The sequence below is a fragment of the Streptomyces spiramyceticus genome (genome assembly GCF_028807635.1).
Classification (GTDB): domain Bacteria; phylum Actinomycetota; class Actinomycetes; order Streptomycetales; family Streptomycetaceae; genus Streptomyces; species Streptomyces spiramyceticus.
Genome location: NZ_JARBAX010000001.1, coordinates 1054898 through 1073464 on the forward strand (window position 1 = coordinate 1054898; position 18567 = coordinate 1073464).

General features: G+C 69.5%; 16 protein-coding genes. 2 read left to right on the forward strand and 14 right to left on the reverse strand.

All coding sequences use genetic code 11. The features are described from left to right. Window positions 1-53 precede the first annotated feature (53 nt). The 13 genes from pgi to PXH83_RS04855 all read right to left on the reverse strand — a co-directional run bounded on the left by pgi (window position 54) and on the right by PXH83_RS04855 (window position 15706). Window positions 54-1706 carry a glucose-6-phosphate isomerase gene (gene pgi / locus PXH83_RS04795; protein WP_274562669.1) on the reverse strand — a complete coding sequence of 551 codons (1653 nt, stop codon included), beginning with the start codon at window positions 1704-1706 and terminating at the stop codon, window positions 54-56. A gap of 131 nt (window positions 1707-1837) precedes the next feature. Further along, window positions 1838-2173 (reverse strand): RNA polymerase-binding protein RbpA, encoded by a 336-nt coding sequence (locus PXH83_RS04800; protein WP_078947476.1) that lies wholly within the window; start codon window positions 2171-2173, stop codon window positions 1838-1840. A 110-nt stretch (window positions 2174-2283) separates the two neighbouring features. Further along, window positions 2284-2514: a preprotein translocase subunit SecG gene (gene secG / locus PXH83_RS04805; RefSeq protein WP_274557029.1), complete on the reverse strand. Its 231-nt coding sequence runs from the start codon at window positions 2512-2514 to the stop codon at window positions 2284-2286. 123 nt (window positions 2515-2637) lie between these two features. Further along, window positions 2638-3426, reverse strand: coding sequence for a triose-phosphate isomerase (tpiA, locus tag PXH83_RS04810; protein ID WP_274557031.1), 789 nt, complete (start codon window positions 3424-3426; stop codon window positions 2638-2640). A 6-nt stretch (window positions 3427-3432) separates the two neighbouring features. Next, a complete protein-coding gene (locus PXH83_RS04815; protein WP_274557046.1) occupies window positions 3433-4656 on the reverse strand; it encodes a phosphoglycerate kinase in 1224 nt (407 codons plus the stop codon). 104 nt (window positions 4657-4760) lie between these two features. Then, window positions 4761-5765, reverse strand: coding sequence for a type I glyceraldehyde-3-phosphate dehydrogenase (gene gap, locus PXH83_RS04820; RefSeq protein WP_274557048.1), 1005 nt, complete (start codon window positions 5763-5765; stop codon window positions 4761-4763). Window positions 5766-5964: 199 nt separating this feature from the next. Further along, window positions 5965-8958, reverse strand: coding sequence for a M14 family metallopeptidase (locus PXH83_RS04825; protein ID WP_274557051.1), 2994 nt, complete (start codon window positions 8956-8958; stop codon window positions 5965-5967). Window positions 8959-9109: 151 nt separating this feature from the next. Further along, window positions 9110-10099 carry a DNA-binding protein WhiA gene (gene whiA / locus PXH83_RS04830; protein WP_028813910.1) on the reverse strand — a complete coding sequence of 330 codons (990 nt, stop codon included), beginning with the start codon at window positions 10097-10099 and terminating at the stop codon, window positions 9110-9112. Then, window positions 10090-11124, reverse strand: coding sequence for a gluconeogenesis factor YvcK family protein (locus PXH83_RS04835; protein ID WP_274557056.1), 1035 nt, complete (start codon window positions 11122-11124; stop codon window positions 10090-10092). The genes whiA and PXH83_RS04835 overlap by 10 nt, the downstream gene beginning before the upstream one ends. Beyond that, the gene (gene rapZ, locus PXH83_RS04840; protein ID WP_274557057.1) at window positions 11121-12119 is read right to left on the reverse strand and encodes an RNase adapter RapZ; all 999 of its coding nucleotides are present in this window, start codon (window positions 12117-12119) and stop codon (window positions 11121-11123) included. The genes PXH83_RS04835 and rapZ overlap by 4 nt, the downstream gene beginning before the upstream one ends. Beyond that, window positions 12116-14161, reverse strand: coding sequence for an excinuclease ABC subunit UvrC (gene uvrC / locus PXH83_RS04845; RefSeq protein WP_274557058.1), 2046 nt, complete (start codon window positions 14159-14161; stop codon window positions 12116-12118). Before uvrC ends, rapZ begins: the two co-directional genes overlap by 4 nt. Window positions 14162-14249: 88 nt before the next feature. Continuing rightward, entirely contained in the window at window positions 14250-15071 is an 822-nt protein-coding gene (locus PXH83_RS04850; RefSeq protein ID WP_274562670.1) for a hypothetical protein, read from the reverse strand. A 5-nt stretch (window positions 15072-15076) separates the two neighbouring features. Next, a complete protein-coding gene (locus PXH83_RS04855; protein WP_274557059.1) occupies window positions 15077-15706 on the reverse strand; it encodes a papain-like cysteine protease family protein in 630 nt (209 codons plus the stop codon). Window positions 15707-15942: 236 nt separating this feature from the next. On the opposite strand from PXH83_RS04855, the gene PXH83_RS04860 reads away from it, so the two are divergent. After that, window positions 15943-16932, forward strand: coding sequence for a hypothetical protein (locus PXH83_RS04860; RefSeq protein WP_274557061.1), 990 nt, complete (start codon window positions 15943-15945; stop codon window positions 16930-16932). A gap of 2 nt (window positions 16933-16934) precedes the next feature. Here the strand turns inward: PXH83_RS04860 and PXH83_RS04865 are convergent, their stop codons facing one another. After that, window positions 16935-17384, reverse strand: a complete 450-nt coding sequence (locus PXH83_RS04865; protein WP_214914494.1) for a Rieske (2Fe-2S) protein — start codon at window positions 17382-17384, stop codon at window positions 16935-16937. Window positions 17385-17495: 111 nt separating this feature from the next. Between PXH83_RS04865 and PXH83_RS04870 the strand changes: the two genes are divergently transcribed. Next, on the forward strand, window positions 17496-18410 hold the full coding sequence (locus tag PXH83_RS04870; protein WP_274557064.1) for a carbohydrate kinase family protein: 915 nt from the start codon (window positions 17496-17498) through the stop codon (window positions 18408-18410). Window positions 18411-18567 lie beyond the last annotated feature (157 nt).

Consider the following 18567-nt stretch of genomic DNA (forward strand, 5'->3'; position numbering starts at 1 on the left):
TCGCCCCGTCCGCCGCCCCGCTCGTCCCCCCGCTCACCGGAGCCGTGCCCCGGTCAGCGGCCGCGCAGCGTACGGTACTTGGCGGCCAGCGTCGCGGTCGAGCTGTCCAGCTGCTCGCCGCCGGTGCCTTCCGTCAGTACCGGCTCGATCTTCTTCGCGAGAACCTTGCCGAGCTCGACGCCCCACTGGTCGAACGAGTCGATGTTCCAGATGGCGCCCTGTACGAAGACCTTGTGCTCGTACAGCGCGATCAACTGGCCGAGCACGGACGGGCTGAGCTCCTCGGCGAGGATCGTCGTGGTCGGCCGGTTGCCCCGGAAGGTCTTGTGCGCGACCAGTTCCTCGGCCACTCCTTCCGCCCGTACCTCGTCGGGCGTCTTGCCGAAGGCCAGCGCCTGCGTCTGGGCGAAGAAGTTCGCCATGAGCAGGTCGTGCTGGGCCTCCAGGCCGGGCGTGAGGTCGGCGACCGGCCTCGCGAAGCCGATGAAGTCCGCGGGAATGAACTTGGTGCCCTGGTGCAGCAACTGGTAGTACGCGTGCTGCCCGTTGGTGCCGGGCGTGCCCCACACGACCGGGCCCGTCTGCCAGTCGACCGGGTTGCCGTCGCGGTCCACGGACTTGCCGTTGGACTCCATGTCGAGCTGCTGGAGGTACGCCGTGAACTTGCCGAGGTAGTGCGAGTACGGCAGGACCGCGTGCGACTGCGCGTCGAAGAAGCCCCCGTACCAGACGCCCAGCAGCCCGAGGAGCAGCGGCGCGTTCTCCTCGGCCGGTGCGGTGCGGAAGTGCTCGTCGACGAGGTGGAAGCCGTCGAGCATCTCGCGGAAGCGGCCGGGGCCGATGGCGATCATCAGCGAGAGGCCGATGGCCGAGTCGTACGAGTAGCGCCCGCCGACCCAGTCCCAGAACTCGAACATGTTGGCCGTGTCGATACCAAAATCTGCGACTTTTTCGGCATTTGTCGACAGCGCCACGAAGTGCTTGGCGACGGCGTCGCTGTCGGCCCGCAGGTTCGTCAGCAGCCAGTTGCGCGCGGACGTGGCGTTGGTGATGGTCTCGATCGTGGTGAAGGTCTTGGACGCGATGATGAACAGCGTCTCGGCCGGGTCCAAGTCCCGCACGGCCTCGTGCAGATCGGCCCCGTCGACGTTCGACACGAAACGGACGGTGAGGTCGCGGTCGGTGAAGGAGCGCAGCGCCTCGTACGCCATGGCGGGTCCGAGGTCGGAGCCGCCGATGCCGATGTTGACGACGGTCTTGATGCGCTTGCCGGTGTGGCCGGTCCACTCCCCCGACCTGACGCGGTCGGCGAAGGCGGCCATCTTGTCGAGCACGGCGTGCACGGCGGGGACGACATTTTCCCCGTCGACCTCGATCATGGCGTCGCGCGGCGCGCGCAGAGCGGTGTGCAGGACCGCCCGGTCCTCGGTGGTGTTGATCTTCTCGCCGCGGAACATCGCGTCCCGCAGCTCCGCGACCCCGGCCCCGGCAGCCAGCTCGCGCAGCAGCCTCAGCGTCTCGTCCGTCACCAGGTGCTTCGAGTAGTCGAGATAGAGGTCGCCGACCTTCAGGGTGTACTCGCTGCCCCGCTCGGGACCGGCGGCGAACAGTTCTCGCAGATCCGTCTCGCCCAGCTGCTCACGGTGCTTGCCCAGTGCGGTCCACTCGGGCATCCGGTTGAGCCTGGTGCGGCTTTCTGCGTTCATCTCGGACATCAGCCCACTTCTTCTCGTACCTGCGTACTTGCCCTATGCCCCCTGGCATCCCCAACCTAATTGATCTGAACGCGAAAGCGGTCCGGCCGGACACCCTGAGGCGTCCGGCCGGACCGCAATTCCTAGATCTCGCCGCGCAGTTTCGCGAGCGCCTCGGCGAGAATCGCCTCGCCGTCCGCATCGCTGCGCCGTTCCCGTACGTACGCGAGGTGCGTCTTGTACGGCTCGGTGCGCGGCGGGTCCGGCGGATTGTCCCGGTCCTGGCCGGCCGGGAACCCGCAGCGCGGGCAGTCCCAGTTGTCCGGAACCTGTGCGTCGCTGGCGAAGCTCGGCTGCGTCTCGTGCCCGTTCGAGCACCAGAAGGAGATGCGGAGGCGGGGCGCGGACTCGCCACGCTCGGCCTCACCCATCGGCCCCGCTCCGACCCGGCTTCCCCGGATCGCGTTGCCACTTGCCACGGTCGTAACTCCCTGCGTGATGGTGCTCGAAGATGCCCCAGTCTACGTAAGGCCCAACGCGCGTCCAGTGATTGGAGTTACACCCCATCCGAGAACGCGGAACGGATGACTCAGCTGTCCAGCTTCATCAGCAACGCAAGAACGACAATGCACGCAAACCACAGCAGACCGACTACCACCGTGATGCGGTCCAGGTTGCGCTCGGCGACCGAGGACCCACCGACGGACGACTGCATGCCACCGCCGAACATGTCGGAGAGACCGCCGCCCTTCCCCTTGTGCATCAGAACCAGCAGCATCAGCAGCAGGCTGAAGACGATCAGGGTGATCGAGAACCCCATAACCACGGCTGGACCAACTTCCTCGGACTTCGGACTTCGCGAAACGGACGACGGGGGCCGGACGGCTGCTGCACAGCCACCACGGCCCCCGCCAGGGTACGACGGATCGGCCCTACGGCCTACTCACTGGTCGCGGAACCGGACGATCTTGACGAACTCGTCGGCGTCCAGCGCCGCGCCGCCCACCAGGGCGCCGTCGACGTCGGGCTGCGCCATGATCGCGGCGACGTTTCCGGCCTTGACCGAGCCGCCGTACTGGATCCGGACCTTGTCGGCCAGCTCCTGCGAGTACAGCTCCGCGAGACGACCGCGGATAGCTCCGCAGACCTCCTGCGCGTCCTCGGGGGTGGCGACCTCGCCGGTGCCGATGGCCCACACCGGCTCGTACGCGATCACGATGGACTCGGCCTGCTCGGCCGGGATGTCCTTGAGGCCGCCGTCGAGCTGCGCGAGCGTGTACTCGACCTGATTGCCCGACTTGCGGATTTCGAGGCCCTCACCGACGCACAGGATCGGGGTCAGGCCGTGCCGGTACGCGGCCTTCACCTTGGCGTTGCAGAGCTCGTCGGTCTCGTTGTGGTACTGCCGGCGCTCGGAGTGCCCGACAGCGACGTACGTGCACTTGAGCTTGGCCAGCATCGTGCCCGAGATCTCGCCGGTGTACGCACCGGAGTCGTGCGCGGAGAGGTCCTGGGCGCCGTACTTGATCTTGAGCTTGTCGCCGTCGACCAGGGTCTGTACGGACCGCAGGTCGGTGAACGGCGGCAGGACCGCGACCTCGACCTCGTCGTAGTCCTTGTCGGCCAGCGCGAAGGCGAGCTTCTGGGTGTGGGCGATGGCCTCAAGGTGGTTGAGGTTCATCTTCCAGTTGCCCGCCATCAGCGGGGTGCGCCCTTGGGTAGGAGCAGTCATTGCGGGTCAGTCCTCCAGTGCGGCGAGGCCGGGAAGCGTCTTGCCCTCGAGGTATTCGAGGCTGGCGCCGCCACCGGTCGAGATGTGGCCGAATGCGTTCTCGTCGAAGCCCAGGATGCGGACGGCAGCGGCGGAGTCGCCACCGCCGACCACCGTGAAGGCGGGGCTGTCGACGAGGGCCTGGGCAACCGCCTTGGTGCCCTCGGCGTAGTCGGGGTGCTCGAAGACGCCCATCGGACCGTTCCAGAAGACGGTGGCAGCGTCGGCGAGCTTCGATGCGTACAGCTTGCGGGTCTCGGGACCGATGTCCAGACCCTCCTGGTCGGCCGGGATGGCGTCCGACGCGACGGTCGTCGGGTTGGCCGGGGCCTTCGTCTTCAGGTCCGGGAATTCCGCGGAGACCAGGACGTCGACGGGGAGCACGAACTCCACGCCCTTTTCCTTGGCGCGCTTCAGGTATTCCAGGACCGTCGGAATCTGGTCCTTCTGGAGCAGCGAGATGCCGACCTCGTGGCCCTGGGCCTTGAGGAAGGTGTACGCCATGCCGCCGCCGACCAGGATGCGGTCGGCCTTCTCCAGCAGGTGGTCGATCACGCCGAGTTTGTCGGAGACTTTGGCGCCGCCGAGGACCACGACGTACGGGCGCTCGACGTCCTCGGTGAGCTTCTTGAGGACGCCGACCTCGGTGGCGATGAGACCGCCCGCGGCGTGCGGGAGGCGGGCCGGGAGGTCGAAGACCGAGGCGTGCTTGCGGTGCACGGCGCCGAAGCCGTCGCCCACGTACACGTCGGCGAGCTCGGCCAGCTGGTCGGCGAACGCGCCGCGCTCGGCGTCGTCCTTCGAGGTCTCACCGGCGTTGAAGCGGAGGTTCTCGATGACGGCGACCTGGCCGTCGGCGAGGCCCGCGACGACGGCCTTGGCGGACTCGCCGACCGTGTCGGTCGCGAAGGCGACCTCGGCCTTGAGGAGTTCACCGAGGCGCGCGGCGGCGGGGGCGAGGGAGAAGGCCGGGTCCGGGGCGCCCTTCGGGCGGCCCAGGTGCGAGGCGACGACGACCCGGGCGCCCGCGGCGGCGAGCTTCTCGATCGTCGGCTGGACGGCGCGGATGCGGCCGTCGTCTGTGATCTTTGCGATGCCGGTGCCGTTGTCGAGCGGCACATTGAGGTCGGCGCGGACGAATACCCGCTTGCCCGCGACCCCTTCGGCGAGAAGTTCGTCGATCGTCTTCATCTTTTTACTGGACTCCTTGGAGACAAAACACGCGACAGGGCCCGGACAGCGCCACGTTGCGCTGCCCGGACCCTGTGCTCACATCGAGGTGCCTGCCGTACGGATCAGAGCTGGCTGCCGACGAAGACCGTGAGGTCGACGAGGCGGTTGGAGTAGCCCCACTCGTTGTCGTACCAGCCGATGACCTTCACCTGGGTGCCCTCGGCCATGGTCAGCGACGAGTCGAAGGTGCAGGAAGCAGGCTCGTTGACGATGTCGGAGGACACGATCGGGTCGACCGTGTACTCGACGATGCCCTTGAGCTCGCCCTCGGCGGCCTTCTGGAAGGCCGTGTTGATCTCGTCCTTGGTGACCTCGCGCTCCAGCGTGATGACCAGGTCGGTGACCGAGCCGGTCGGGACCGGGACGCGCATCGCGATGCCGTCGAGCTTGCCCTTGAGCTGCGGAAGGACCAGCGCCGTGGCCTTGGCGGCACCGGTGGTGGTCGGGATGATGTTCTCCGCGGCGGCGCGAGCGCGACGCAGGTCGGAGTGCGGGAAGTCCAGGATGCGCTGGTCGTTGGTGTACGCGTGCACCGTCGTCATCAGGCCCTTGACGATGCCGAAGTTCTCGTCGAGAACCTTGGCCATCGGCGCCACACAGTTCGTGGTGCAGGAGGCGTTGGAGATGACGTGGTGGTTCGCCGGGTCGTACTTGTCCTGGTTGACGCCCATCACGATGGTGATGTCTTCGTCCTTGGCCGGAGCCGAGATGAGGACCTTCCTGGCACCACCGGCGATGTGCTTCTCGGCATCGGCCTTCTTGGTGAAGATGCCGGTCGACTCGATCACGACGTCGACGCCGAGCTTGCCCCACGGAATGTCCGCCGGGTTGCGCTCGGACAGCACCTTGATGGTGTGTCCGTCGACAGTGATGGTGTCCGCCGTGTGCGAGACGTCGGCCTTGAGACGGCCGAGGATCGTGTCGTACTTCAGAAGGTGTGCCGTGGTCGCAGTGTCACCCAGGTCGTTGACAGCCACGATCTCGATGTCCGCACCCTGCTCCAGCAGCGCCCGGAAGTAGTTGCGCCCGATGCGGCCGAAGCCGTTGATGCCTACGCGGATCGTCACGAACCGATCTCCTCGTTGGTACGCCGGGTTTCGACGCCGGCGAGATGTATGGGATGTCCCCGACCGGTTCCGACCCTACCCCTCCGTGGAGCTCGGGGTGACATCGAGAGGGCCGTGACGCGGCCCGGCGACCCCTACTCCCCAGTAGGAGTACGGGCCGCCGGGCCTCGGGGGCCTTGCCGGCTCCAGTCACTCAGAGTCAGCGCCGGAGCGAACTCAGCGCCTTCCCGAGCAGTGCGGACCGGTCACCCGCACCCGGCACATGCTCCAGGCCGAAGCCGAACAGCACCGTGTCACGTGTGGTGACCGCTGCATAGGACTTGAACAGCTCACCCGACCGCGCCCAGTCGCCGCCGACAGCGGGACTGCCCGCCGGTGCTCCCGGGACCGTCCAGGCCCCCAGGGAGGTCTCGAAGCCCTCGCTCTCCTTGTCGGCCCCGCCGACGGTCAGGCGCGCGTCGTCGACGAAGACGCCGCGGCCGCCACTGCCCGGGTCGGTGATGGAGCTCAGCGACAGCTCGACCTTCTTGCCCGCGTAGGCGCTGAGGTCGAAGGAGACCTGCCTCCAGCCGCCGGAGGAGCCGGTGAAGCTGTTCCAGGCTCCACTGGTGCCGGTCGCTCGGCAGCCGCCCGCCTCCAGGGTGAGGTAGTGCTTCAGGAAGGGGTGGCCATTGATGAAGTAGCCCTGGTCGCACTCGGCCGGAACGGCGGTCTTGGTGGCGCCGCCGGCCTCTGGGAGGGTGGTCCAGTCCTCGGCGCCCGTGGTGTGGGCCTCCAGGACGGCGTGGTCGTAGGCGGTCTCGGTGTTCCAGTTGAGGGCGAGGCGCAGCTGCGGCTTGTCGGCCGCGCTCACGCCGGTGAGGTCGACGGTGCGGGTGAGGCGCTTCCAGTCGTTGTCCTCGTGCGAGGCAGCGGCCATCCACTGGCCCGCGTACGGAGCGTACGGATTGATGACGCCTGTGTAGCGGCCCGCCTGTGCGCTCTGGAACTGCGGGAACTGCGCGGGCGGCAGGGTGTCCGACGTGACGGTGTACGCCCCGGCCGCGTCCAGCGGGTTGCCGGGGGCGCCTGTCAAGGTGCTGTCAGCGCCTGCGAGCGGTCCGTTGCCGGTGAATCCGGTGGCGCCGGTCCCGTTCGTACGGCCGTAGGCGCCGAGGTAGTACTGGCTGAAGTCGTTGGTGGTGGCCGGTCCGACGACCGCGTTGCCGCCCGCCAGCTCACCGGCCTCGATCAGCTTTCCGCCCTCGTTGAGGAAGCCGCGTACGGCCAGCTGAGTGGGGCCTGTCGGTGCCTTGGCGCCCGTGTAGTGGACGGCCGTACGGAAGTGGGAGAGGACGCCGAGGGTGTGTGGGGCGCCCTGTGCGGCGACGTCCCAGACTGCTGCGGTACGGCCGTTCGCCTTGAGGGCGTCGACGTACGTCTGGGCGTGCTGGGCGGGTGCGCCCTCCTCGGCGATCACCAGGGTGTCGGCGCGGGGGCGCTCGGCGACGGTGTAGGTGAAGTGCTCGCTGGAGGTGCGCTTTCCTGCCTTCGTACGGCCGCTGAACCAGACTTCGACCTTGTCGCCGGGATCGGCGCCCTCGACCTCGGCGCGGTACTCGGCGAACCAGAGGCTGTCGTCGCCGCCGTAGGTCTCGCCACCCTTCCAGTGCTCCAGCCCGTCTTCGATGGAGTGCGTACGGCCGCCGTTGATGCGGTAGTTGAGCTCCTTGCCGCGGACCGACTTGCGGGCCGTGACGGCGACGCTCTGGTCACCGCCGCGTGCGTAGGACGTGGTGAAGGGGTCGACGGTGAAGTCGGGGGCCGCCATGCCGACGGACGACGACGGCTGGTCGGGGTGGGCGGCGGTCTCGGCGACGGAGAGGGCGAAGGGGATGTTCTTGGCGAACTCCGCCTGGATCAGCTTCTCGTCGTCGGGGAAGTTGAAGCCGGACTGGCAGTCCTCGGGCTTCCACTGGTCGTTCGGGTCGATGTTCGACGCCGTCCGACAGGTGGTCATCTCCGGTGTGAACATCATGATGCCGTTGATGTTGGCGGCGTGGCCGTCGGCCTCTCCGTTGGTGGTGTAGAGCTCGGAGGAGACCTGGGGGTGATAGCCGGGGACCGCGGGGTTCTCGGGTGTACCGGCGAGGGCCTTGTAGAGCACGTCGTCGGGGGTCGGGGTGGCGACCTGCCAGCCCACGCCGTAGAGGATCAGCTCGGCGGCGGAGTGGTAGTTGATGCCGTATTCGAAGCCGATGCGCTTCTGGAAACGGTCGAGGGCCTGGGTTTCGGGCTCGGACATGGGGGAAGCGCCGCGGTAGGTGGCGCTGGCGGGGTTCGGGGACGAACCCTCGTTGTCGTAGCCCCACTTGTAGGCGAAGTTGCGGTTGAGGTCGACGCCGTCGCCCGGCGTGTACTTGCCGTCGGCGTCGATGTCGCGCATGTTCTTGCGCCAGAGGCGGTCGCCGTCCGGGTCGTGGGTCCAGTCGTAGCCGTCCGGGTTGGCGGAGAGCACGAACCACAGCTCGGTGGAGTCCACGATCTTCGTGATGCGGCGGTCCTTGCCGTACTGGTCCAGATAGTGGTGCATCAGCCGCCGGGTCATCTCGGGGGTGATCCACTCGCGGGCGTGCTGGTTGGACAGGTACAGCACGGAGGGCTTGGCGCCATCCTTGGTCTTCCTGGCGCCCTTGGTGAGCTTCAGGGCGAGGATGTCCTTGCCCTGAAGCGTCTTGCCGATGGAGACGACCTTGGTGAGGCCGGGGTGCGCCTGGCCGGTCTTGACGATCTCCTCCTGGAGATTGCCCTTGCCGCTGTACGGGCGGTAGACGCCGTCGCCTGCGGCGGCGATGCGCGCCTCGGTCTTCGCCGAGACCTTGCGCTCCGTGACGTTCTTGACGCCCCTCTTCGCCAGGTCGGCGGCCTGGGCGTCGGTGAGGAAGAGCTCGACGCGCGCCGTGCCCTTCTCGGGGGCCCGCTCGCCCATTTCATGGGCGTCCTGGCCGGCCGCGAGGAGCAGGGGTATCTGCTCCTTCGTGACATCGGCGTTGAAGACTTTGACTGCTCCGGCGTCGGCGCCCGTTTCGGCGCCTGTTTCCGCACTGGCCGCGCCGGTCCCGCCCGCCCCCTCGGCCTGAGCCACCGGTGCCACAGCCACACCGCCGAGCAGCAATGCGCCCGCTGCGAGGATCGATCTCGCTCTGCGTCTCATGAGCCCCCCTTGCTGTTGTCTGCCACGTAAGTGAACAGACGCCAGGCTCATGACAGTTCATGGTCATGTCAATAGTGCGTGAGGGGTACGAAAACCGCCGCCGACGCCCCAAGGGGACGCCGACGACGGCACGTTGAGCGAGCGAGCGGACTCAGCCGACCAGGCCGTCCGCCATTTCCTCGGTGATGGTGGACTCCGTACCGGGAATGCCCAGGTCCTGCGCCCGCTTGTCGGCCATCGCCAGCAGACGGCGGATACGGCCCGCGACCGCGTCCTTCGTCAGCGGAGGATCGGCCAGCGCTCCCAGCTCCTCCAGGGAGGCCTGCTTGTGGTCCATGCGCAGGCGGCCCGCGGCGGCGAGGTGCTCGGGCACCTCCTCGCCGAGGATCTCCAGCGCGCGGCCCACCCGGGCGCCCGCGGCGACCGCGGCCCGTGCGGAGCGGCGCAGGTTCGCGTCGTCGAAGTTGGCCAGGCGGTTGGCGGTGGCACGGACTTCGCGGCGCATCCGCCGCTCCTCCCAGGCCAGTACGGACTCGTGCGCGCCGAGGCGGGTCAGCAGGGCGCCGATCGCGTCCCCGTCCCGTACGACGACACGGTCCACGCCCCGGACCTCGCGCGCCTTGGCGCCGATGGAGAGCCTGCGGGCGGCGCCGACCAGGGCGAGAGCGGCCTCGGGTCCCGGACAGGTCACCTCCAGCGAGGACGAGCGGCCCGGCTCGGTGAGCGAGCCGTGCGCGAGGAACGCACCGCGCCAGGCGGCCTCGGCGTCACACGTGGCGCCGGAGACGACCTGCGGGGGCAGACCGCGGATGGGCCGGCCCCGGCCGTCGACCAGGCCGGTCTGCCGCGCGAGCTGGTCGCCGCCCGCCACCACTCGTACGAGGTAACGGGAGCCGCGGCGCAGCCCGCTCGGCGCCATCACCACCAGCTCGGAGTGGTGTCCGAAGATTTCCAGAATGTCTTTCTTGAGCCTGCGCGCCGCGAAGCTCACATCCAGCTCCGCCTCGATCACAATCCGGCCGCTCACCAGGTGCAGCCCGCCCGCGAACCGAAGAATCGCCGAGACCTCCGCCTTCCTGCAGCAGGTCCGGGTGACGGGAAGCCGGGAGATTTCGTCCTTCACCGCTGCCGTCATCGCCATGGGCCGATCCTTCCATGCATCCGAAAAATACGGTCGTACGCGGCGGCCAACAGCTCCGGATCATGCTTCGGGAAGCCATTGGGCGCGGCGACCGGCGCCAGCTCGACCGCGGCACCGAGCCGCTTGGCGGCATCGGCGAGGGACTCGCGGTCGGGCACGGCGGCCTTGTCGGCCAGCACCACGTCCAGGGCGAGTTTAGGGGCGTGTCGTCCCAAAACCTCCAAATGACGCTGCGGAGAGAAGCCATCGGTTTCTCCGGGTTGCGGCGCGAGGTTGAGGGACAGGACCCGGCGGGCCTTCGTCTCGATGAGCGCGTCGAGCAGCTCGGGCACGAGAAGGTGCGGGATCACGGAGGAGAACCAGGAGCCCGGGCCGAGCACCACCCAGTCCGCGTCGAGGACCGCCGCGACAGCCTCGGGGACCGCCGGCGGGTCGTGCGGGACGAGGTGCACGGACTGCACCTCGCCCGGAGTGAGCGCCACGGTCGCCTGGCCCCGGACCGTGTCGACATGGTCCGGGTGCTTCGGGTCGTGCCCGCGTACGAGCGCCTGGAGCTCCAGCGGCACGGCGGACATGGGCAGCACCCGGCCGTGCGCGCCGAGCAGCTTGCCGACCAGGTCGAGGGCCTGCACATGGTCGCCGAGCTGCTCCCACAGGGCGACGATCAGCAGGTTGCCCACGGCGTGGTCGTGCAGGTCGCCGCGGCTGGAGAAGCGGTGCTGGATGACGCGCGACCAGGTCTGGCCCCAGTCGTCGTCGCCGCAGAGCGCGGCGAGCGCCTTGCGGAGATCACCGGGCGGCAGCACGCCGAGCTCGTCGCGCAGCCGTCCGCTGGAGCCGCCGTCGTCGGCGACGGTGACCACGGCGGTCAGGTCGCCGGTGATCCGGCGCAGCGCGGTCAGCGACGCGGACAGGCCCATGCCGCCGCCGAGGGCGACGACCTTGGGCTGGGCGCCCCGCTTGCGGAACGGCCGCGTGGGGTCGCTGCCGCGCAGCCGCCGCAGGCGGAGATTGCGTCCGGTCACTCGCGCCCCATGTCCCGGTGGACGATGACGGTCTCGACGCCTTCGGAGGAGAGGCGGGCGGCCAGCTTCTCCGACATGGCCACACTGCGGTGCTTGCCGCCCGTACAGCCGACGGCGATGGTGACGTAACGCTTGCCCTCGCGGCGGTAGCCGGACGCGATGAGCTGGAGCAGCTCGGTGTACTGGTCGAGGAACTCCTTGGCACCCGGCTGGTTGAAGACGTACCCGGAGACCTCTTCGTTGAGGCCGGTGAAGGGGCGCAGCTCCGGGACCCAGTGGGGGTTCGGCAGGAAGCGGCAGTCGACGACGAGGTCGGCGTCGACCGGCAGGCCGTACTTGTAGCCGAACGACATGACGGTGGCGCGCAGCTGCGGCTCGTCGTCGCCCGCGAACTGGGCGTCCATCTTGGCGCGCAGCTCGTGGACGTTGAGGCTGGATGTGTCGATGACCAGGTCGGCGTCACCGCGCAGCTCGCGCAGCAGGTCGCGTTCGGCCGCGATGCCGTCGGTGATCCGGCCGTCGCCCTGGAGCGGGTGGGGGCGGCGTACGGATTCGAAACGGCGTACCAGGGCGTCGTCCGAGGACTCCAGGAAGACGATGCGCCGGGTGACCTCCTTGGCGTCCAGGTCGGCCAGGGACTCGCGGAGGTTGTCGAAGAACCGTCTGCCGCGTACGTCCACGACCACGGCGATACGGGCGACATTGCCCTGCGAGCGGGCGCCGAGTTCCACCATGGTGGGGATCAGGGCGGGCGGCAGGTTGTCGACGACGAACCAGCCGAGGTCCTCCAGGCACTTGGCGGCGGTGCTGCGGCCCGCTCCCGACATGCCGGAGATGATCACCAGCTCGGGGATGGCCGGCTCGGTCGCCTCACCGTTGTGTCCGGCCTCACCGTTGTGCCCGGTGTCCCCGTTGTGTGCGGTGTCACCGATCTCTGGGGGCTCCCCGGTCGTGCCCGTACTCACGTGTGCTCCGTCTCCGTCGTGCTCAGTCATTCCTGCTGCCCCCGTTCCGGCGGGGAGGCCACGGGTGCGGCTCCCGCGGTTCCCGCAGCTTCCTCGTCGTTTTCAATGATCTCTCCTGTCGCCGTGTTCACGGCGGGTGCGGCCGGTGCCGCCTGTGCGAGGGCCGCGGCGACGGTCTCGGCCGTCTTGCGGCCTATCCCCGGCACCTCGCAGATCTGGTCGATTGTCGCGGATCGGAGCTTTTTCACCGAACCGAAGTGCTTGACCAGGGCCTGCTTGCGTGTGTCTCCGAGGCCGGGGACCTCGTCGAGCGGACCTGCCCTGAAGCGCTTGGCGCGCTTGGTGCGCTGGTAGCGGATGGCGAAGTCGTGGGCCGTGTCGCGGACGCGCTGCAGGAGGTAGAGGCCCTCGCTGCTGCGGGGCAGGACCACCGGGTCGTCCTCGCCGGGCACCCAGACCTCTTCGAGGCGCTTGGCGAGGCCACAGACGGCGATGTCGTCGATGCCGAGCTCGTCGAGGGCACGCTGGGCGGCGGCCACCTGGGGCTGTCCGCCGTCGACCACGACGAGCTGGGGCGGGTACGCGAAACGCTTCGGCCTGCCGTCGTCCTCCACCTGCGGCTCGGCAGGCACCTCCGTGGCCCCGTTCGCCTCGATCCACTCCCCCGTCCTCTCCTTCTCCTGGAGATAGCGCTTGAAGCGGCGGGACAGCACTTCGTGCATGGACCGGACGTCGTCCTGTCCCTCGAAGCCCTTGATCTGGAAGCGGCGGTACTCGCTCTTGCGGGCCAGCCCGTCCTCGAAGACGACCATGGAGGCCACCACGTCGTCGCCCTGGAGGTGGGAGATGTCGAAGCACTCGATGCGCAGGGGGGCGGAGTCCAGGTCGAGAGCCTGCGCGATCTCCTCCAGGGCGCGGGAGCGGGTGGTCAGGTCGGACGCGCGCTTGGTCTTGTGCAGGACGAGGGCCTGCTGTGCGTTGCGCTGGACCGTCGCCATCAGGTCCTTCTTGTCGCCGCGCTGCGGGATGCGCAGCGACACGTTCGAGCCACGGCGGTCGGCGAGCCACTGGGACACCGCCGTGCTGTCCTCGGGGAGGGCCGGTACGAGGACCTCCTTGGGGACGGCGTCGCCCTGCTCGTCGCCGTACAGCTGCTGGAGCGCGTGCTCGACGAGGCCCGCCGTGTCGACGGCCTCGACCTTGTCGGTGACCCAGCCGCGCTGGCCGCGCACCCGCCCGCCGCGTACGTGGAAGATCTGGACGGCGGCTTCCAGCTCGTCCTCGGCGACCGCGACCAGGTCGGCGTCGGTGGCGTCGTTGAAGACCACCGTGTTCTTTTCCAGGGCGCGGCGCAGGGCTCCTATGTCGTCGCGCAGGCGGGCCGCCTTCTCGTACTCCATCTCCTCGGCGGCCTCGTGCATCTGCTGCTCGATGCGCTTGAGGTACGTGCCGGTGCGGCCGGCCATGAAGTCGCAGAATTCCTCGGCCAGTTCGCGGTGCTCCTCGGGAGTGACGCGGCCGACGCAGGGCGCGGAGCACTTGCCGATGTAGCCGAGGAGGCAAGGGCGTCCGGTCCTGGCGGCGTTCTTGAAGACACCGGCGGAGCAGGTGCGTACGGGGAAGACGCGGAGCATCAGGTCGACGGTCTCGCGGATCGCCCAGGCGTGTCCGTACGGACCGAAGTAGCGCACGCCTTTCTTCTTGGGGCCGCGCATGACCTGGACCCTGGGGAACTCCTCATTGAGGGTCACGGCGAGGGACGGATAGCTCTTGTCGTCGCGGTACTTGACGTTGAAGCGGGGGTCGAACTCCTTGATCCAGGAGTACTCCAGCTGGAGCGCCTCGACCTCGGTGGAGACGACCGTCCACTCGACGGACGCGGCGGTGGTGACCATGCTCCGGGTGCGCGGGTGGAGATTGGCCAGGTCCTGGAAGTACGAGGAGAGGCGCGGGCGCAGGCTTTTGGCCTTCCCGACGTAGATCACCCGGCGGTGCTCGTCGCGGAATTTATAGACCCCCGGCGAGTCGGGGATCTGTCCCGGCTTGGGGCGGTAGCTGGAGGGGTCGGCCATGTCACACACCCTACTGGCGGGCAGTGACAGTGCGGGGTCGCCCGGGGGTGGGAGGTGTGCGTGGGGCCTCCCTCCCACCCCCTCGTGGCTACCCGCCCTGGGCTGTGCGGCGGCGTATCCGGAACGCTGTCGTGATCAGGGCAAGGGCAGCGATGCCCCCCGCGCCTGCGGCCAGTGGGGCGACGAGTGACGGCTCGGGAGCGGCTGTGGCGGCAGCCTTTGCCGCGTAGCCCCCCGCCTTGCCCTTCTTCGCGTACGCCGAACCGGGGAGCTTGTCGCCGTACGCCTTCTCAACGCGGTCCTGGTAGGCGGCGAGCGTGGTGCCGCCGGCGCCCACGGCCCGTACCGCGTCCTCGTCCAGAGGCAGCACGCGCGCCTTGCGCTGCACGTACCAGGCGTCGGTCTGCGGCTCGTGGAAGACGGTGCCGCCGGGGAGCTTGCGGGCGCCCTGTGCGGCGTAGCGCGTTTCGTCGTCGCCGGTGGCGATGTTCACCACCTGCCAGGAGCTGTCGTTCTTGGGCACCATCCACAGGGATGCCTTCTGGCCGTCGGACGAGACGGCCTTGCCCGCCAGGTACTCCAGCCGCGCGACCGGGGCGCCCTTGCGGCCCGCGACGAAATCGGGGGCGAGGGTGTAGACGGGCACGGTGACGGCCTCGACCCGGGGGTCGGCCGCCGCCCTGGTGACCGCGCCCTCGCGGGCGAAGAAGCGGGCCAGTGTGTCGAGGGTGGCGGGGGCTGCTGCCGCCTTGTGTGCGGCGGCGCGGTGCTCGGCAGAGGGGGCGGCTGGAACGGCGGGAGGGGTCGGGTTCTCGACGGCGGTGGCCTGTGGGGCGAGGCCGAGGAGGAGGGTCGCGGCGGCCGCGGCGACAATCGCCCGTGAGAGCGCCCGGGTGGCGTGTCCGGTCATCGCTGTCACGCCCCTATCCGGTAGAGCGAGTGGGTCCACGAGAAGGAGTTGTTGTTGACGTACCAGCTGTGGGAGGCCCAGTTGTAGCGGTCGCTCGTGGCCCATGGATCGCCCCAGTAGACCCAGCTGTTGGCGGTGTCGTAGCCGTAGATGACGTGCATGTGTCCGCCGCCGCTCTGCCACTGGATGCGGGTCTCTATGGGCCGGTCGGCGTTGACCTCGGTCTGCACGGTCGGGTAGCGGAGCCAGCCTGTGACGTACGAACCGGGGTTGATGCCCGCCCATGCAAGACCGTTTTGGACGTTCCCGAGGGTGGCCTGGTTGTTGGGGCATTCGGTGCCTTGCTGGCGGCCGAAGGCGGCGTTGCAGAACTGGTTCTGGCTGTAGTTCCTGCCGAACCATGCGGCGATGGTGTTGCCGCCTGCCGCCCAGCACCAGTTGGTCTTCTGCTGGGCCTGCATGGTGATGTTCAGGCGCTTGGAGGCGAGCGTCACCGATGGGTTGTCGGTGACGGTCGTGGTGGTCGGGGTGGCGGTGGTGGTTGCGGCGGCGGCTGTTGTGGCGGTGGCGGGCACGCTGAGCAAGGCTGCGGCAATCCCGGCGGCGAGGGAGAGCCGTCTCTTTCGGTTACGCATCGCGTTCCTCCCGAAGCGGGGGGTGGGGGGTGGGGATTGGAGGAGCGCGTCCGGACGCTGTTGAAAGGAGCATCAAGTGTTGTCGGGGACTGGTCAACACGCTTGAATGCGGGGTGGCACAGAGCTGTGAACGGTGTGGCCGCGGTGTGAACGCCCCCGCCCGCCCAACCTGGCCGAAAATCCCCGCAGGCGCACCGTCGCGCCGGCTCCTCGTGAACGTTCACTGGAGGAATCCGATGCCGCAGATCCTGAAGCCGGGGACGGACGCCGCGGGCACTGCGAGCACTGCTGAGACCGCGGGCCGTCCTGCGCAGGCCGATCTGGAGCAGGCGCTGCACACCGGCCCGTTCCACCTGGCCCTGCGCGCCGCCCTCGCGGTGCGCGGCCTGCCGTTGCAGCGCGTCCAGCACCACCTGGCGAGCCGCGGGATCAAGGTCGGTGTCACCAGCCTCAGTTACTGGCAGCAGGGCGCGCGGCGCCCGCAGCGCCCCGAGTCACTGCGGGCCGTACGCGCCCTGGAGGAGCTGCTGAAGCTGCCCGGCGATTCGCTGATCCGGCTGCTCGGCACAGAGGGCTCGCGCGCAGACGTGGAGCGCCCCGCCGCGCGCTCGTACCGCACTCTTGTCGAGCCCTCCCACGCCCTGGAGCAGCTGCTCGCCGAGCTGGAGTCCCCGGCCGACGGCGGGCTGCACACCGTCGGCCACCATGAGCGCGTACGGATCGGAGCGGCGCGGGAGCTGCTGGGGCGCGAATCGCAGCACGTCGTGCGTTCCCACCGGGACGGCATCGACCGCTACCTGGCCATCCACCACGGGGATCCGGGGTGCGACCCGGGGCGCGTCGTCGTGCGGGCCGGGGAGAACTGCCGGACCGGGCGTGTGCGGTGGGACAAAGAGACCGGGGTTCTCGTGGCCGAGCTGCTCTTCGACGCCCGGCTGAGGGCCGGTGAGACGTACCTCTTCGGTTACGCCGTCGAGGACGGCACCGGCGGCCCCAGCAGCGAGTACGTCCGCGGCTTCAGCTACACCGGCGGCCAGTACGTACTCCAGGTCCGCTTCGACGAGCGGGCGCTGCCCGTGCGGTGCCACCGCTTCACGCAGACCTCGGCGGGTGCGGCGCGCGGTGCCCGGAAGGACCTGACGCTGAGCGGACGGCACGGGACGGTGCACCTGGTCGAGCAGGGGGTGCGGGCCGGGATCCTCGGAATCGACTGGGACTGGGAGTGACGTCAGGCCTTGGGACCAGCCTTCGAACCGCCCTCCGGGTTGGCGACCAGCTTGCCGCCCTGGACCTTGACCGGGATCGCGGGCAGCGGCACGGTGGCCGGGCCCTGCAGCACCTCGCCGGTCGCCACATCGAAGAGGCTGCCGTGGCAGGGGCAGTTGCCCACGTCCTTCTCGATCTTGTCGAGGACGCAGCCCGCGTGCGTGCACTGCGCGCTGAACGCCTTGAACTCACCCTTGGCCGGGCAGCTCACGAGGATGCGCTGCTCGCGGTAGAGCTTGGCGCCACCGACAGGAACCTCGTCCGCCGCACCCAGATCCACGGGCGTGCTCGGCAGCGGCTTGGCGTGACCGAGCTTCGATTCGGTGGAGCAGGCCGCCACGCCCAGTCCGGCCGCGCCGGCGAGGACGACGCCCTTCAGCACGGTACGGCGGGGGGCTGGCTGGCCGGACATGCGGTCTCCACTGGTCAGAGGGTTCGGTGACAGACCCGACGATACCGGCGGAGATCGGAGCCCCTCGCGCGGGCTGTCGTAATCGAACGGCGATGGGTTACGTTCTGGCCCGTGATCGTCGTCGCCGGAGAGTCGCTGATCGACCTGGTGCCGCAGGGGCAGGACACGGGCCCGCTGGCGCCGCTGCTGCCGCGCCTGGGCGGCGGACCGTACAACACCGCTGTCGCGCTGGGCCGGCTCGGCGCCCCTGCGGCGTTCTGCTCGCGCATCTCGACGGACGGCTTCGGCGAGGCTCTCGTCGACGGGCTGCGGAAGGCGGGGGTGGACACCTCGCTCGTCCAGCGCGGTCCGGAGCCGACGACGCTGGCGGTGGCGACGCTGGGCGCGGACGGGTCGGCCGGATACGGCTTCTACGCGCAGGGCAGCGCGGACCGTCTCTTCGAGCTGCCGCCCGAACTTCCTTCGATGGTACGTGCCTTGGCGCTGGGCACCTGCTCTCTGGTGCTGGAGCCGGGGGCGAGTGCGTACGAGGCGCTGCTGCGGCAGGAGGCGGGGCGCGGGGTGTTCACCCTGCTCGACCCGAACATCCGGCCCGGCCTGATCCCGGACCCGGAGGCCTACCGGGCCCGCTTCCGGAGCTGGCTGCCGTACGTCACGCTGCTGAAGCTGTCGGAGGACGACGCGGAGTGGCTCGGCGGGGCGGTGGAGGAGTGGCTGGCGGAGGGCCCTGCGGCGGTGGTGCTGACGCGGGGCGCGGGCGGGCTGGCGGTACGGACGCGGACCGGGGCGAAGGCCGACGTCCCGGCGGTACGGGTCGCCGTCGCGGACACGATCGGCGCGGGCGACACGGTGAACGCGGCGCTGCTGCACCGGCTTTCGGCCCACGGTGCGCTGTCGGCGGGCGCGCTGGATGCGCTGGGCGCGGGCGCCTGGGCCGACACGCTGGGCTACGCGGCGATGGCAGCCGCGATCACCTGCTCCCGCCCGGGAGCGCAGCCACCGTACGCAGGGGAACTCACCCCCTGACGGACGCTGCGCGATGCCGCCGCGGGGGCTGCGCCCCAGCCCCCGCGCCTTCAGCCCGTCTGGCGTTTGAGGACATTCCCCCAGACTTCGTCCGGGGGACCCCAAGGGGCGTCTGGGGGTCTGGGGGCTTGCCCCCCACGCGGCGGAGCCGCAAATG

Bases quoted from the DNA above. Each gene is read 5' to 3' on its own strand.
- PXH83_RS04855 (WP_274557059.1), bottom strand. From the start codon at position 15,706: ATGCGTAACCGAAAGAGACGGCTCTCCCTCGCCGCCGGGATTGCCGCA.
- PXH83_RS04860 (WP_274557061.1), top strand. From the start codon at position 15,943: ATGCCGCAGATCCTGAAGCCGGGGACGGACGCCGCGGGCACTGCGAGC.
- uvrC (WP_274557058.1), bottom strand. From the start codon at position 14,161: ATGGCCGACCCCTCCAGCTACCGCCCCAAGCCGGGACAGATCCCCGAC.
- PXH83_RS04825 (WP_274557051.1), bottom strand. From the start codon at position 8,958: ATGAGACGCAGAGCGAGATCGATCCTCGCAGCGGGCGCATTGCTGCTC.
- pgi (WP_274562669.1), bottom strand. From the start codon at position 1,706: ATGAACGCAGAAAGCCGCACCAGGCTCAACCGGATGCCCGAGTGGACC.
- secG (WP_274557029.1), bottom strand. From the start codon at position 2,514: ATGGGGTTCTCGATCACCCTGATCGTCTTCAGCCTGCTGCTGATGCTG.
- PXH83_RS04850 (WP_274562670.1), bottom strand. From the start codon at position 15,071: ATGACCGGACACGCCACCCGGGCGCTCTCACGGGCGATTGTCGCCGCG.
- rapZ (WP_274557057.1), bottom strand. From the start codon at position 12,119: ATGACTGAGCACGACGGAGACGGAGCACACGTGAGTACGGGCACGACC.
- PXH83_RS04865 (WP_214914494.1), bottom strand. From the start codon at position 17,384: ATGTCCGGCCAGCCAGCCCCCCGCCGTACCGTGCTGAAGGGCGTCGTC.
- PXH83_RS04815 (WP_274557046.1), bottom strand. From the start codon at position 4,656: ATGAAGACGATCGACGAACTTCTCGCCGAAGGGGTCGCGGGCAAGCGG.
- whiA (WP_028813910.1), bottom strand. From the start codon at position 10,099: ATGGCGATGACGGCAGCGGTGAAGGACGAAATCTCCCGGCTTCCCGTC.
- tpiA (WP_274557031.1), bottom strand. From the start codon at position 3,426: ATGACTGCTCCTACCCAAGGGCGCACCCCGCTGATGGCGGGCAACTGG.